The organism is Nocardiopsis lucentensis DSM 44048, from assembly GCF_000341125.1.
GTDB lineage: Bacteria > Actinomycetota > Actinomycetes > Streptosporangiales > Streptosporangiaceae > Nocardiopsis > Nocardiopsis lucentensis.
Window position 1 is genome coordinate 1 of sequence record NZ_ANBC01000812.1, and the last position, 1,121, is coordinate 1,121.

General features: G+C 71.5%; 1 protein-coding gene. It reads right to left on the reverse strand.

What is annotated here, in order from left to right; all coding sequences use genetic code 11:
- Nucleotides 1-419: 419 nt before the first annotated feature.
- Nucleotides 420-827 (reverse strand): MerR family transcriptional regulator, encoded by a 408-nt coding sequence (locus D471_RS0128360; RefSeq protein WP_017601748.1) that lies wholly within the window; start codon nucleotides 825-827, stop codon nucleotides 420-422.
- Nucleotides 828-1,121 lie beyond the last annotated feature (294 nt).

The window sequence follows — 1,121 nt, forward strand, 5'->3', positions numbered from 1 at the left end:
CGGCGCGCGGCGGCCCGCACCGCGTGGGGTGCGGGGTGGCGCCTGGGATTCCGGTGCGGCACGGACGGTGTGCCCCGGAGCGCGGCCGCGTCGCCGCGGGCCCGACCTCGCCTGTAGTGACCGTGTCACCAGGAGGGTCGGGAAGTGGTGGGTGGGTCAGCAAGTGGTGCGTGGGCCCAACGGGTCTGACCTTACCGTTACGTGAAGGTTGGTGTCACTGTGCGCGACTGAGACAACCCTCACAGGGCGTGAGTGTTGTGGCTGTCCTTCCTGACAACAGCCGGAAACCTGGATCACGACCGTGTTTCGCCGCCGATGACGCTGTGTGATGGCCCGTGAGTCAGGTCTGGGGCACGCACATTTTCCGGTCACGCGCGCCGAGGCACGGGCGGGGGAGGAGCGGGCCGGGGCGGGAGGCGTCAGGCGGACGCGGCGCGCCCGGCGCGCTGTCGGCGCAGGCGCTCGGCGAACTCCTCGGCCATCTCCAGTTGGCGCCGCAGGGTGACGCAGCGGTCGGCGATGGCCGCTTCGAAGGAGTCGAGCCGCTCGGTCAGGGCGGCGCGCTCGTCCTCGTCGGTGTCGTCCGCGCCGAGGCCGTCGACGGCGGTCAGGAGTTCACGGGTCTCGTCCAGGCTGAAGCCGAGCGGTTTCATCCGCTTGATCAGTTGGAGTCGGTCGACGTCGGTCTCGGTGTAGAGCCGGTATCCGCCGCGTGAGCGCGCGGAGGGCACGACGAGGTCGACCTCGCCGTAGTAGCGGATCGTGCGCAGGGACAGCCCCGTGCGCTCCGCCACCTCGCCGATCCGCATGTGGTGCGCCTGCGCCACGCTGTCCCCCTCCTGCTGGTGTTCACCCCACGTTAGACCCGGATTCGCCGGGAACGCCCACGAGGGGAGGGCGGGAGTGGGACGTCACACCGGGGCCCGCGGGACGCGACGCGGGGCCTCGCGGGTGTCGTCCGGGCGGGTCGGCGGGATCTCGGTGATCCGTTCCCGCGACTCGGCCGGGAACGCGGACGGCGTGACGGCCCTCCTTCGCGGTGACGAGGAGAACATACGAACGGCCTGTCTCGATGTTCTCGCAGCGGGTGGCCGGACCCTGGTCCCCCAGGGGCCGGCCAC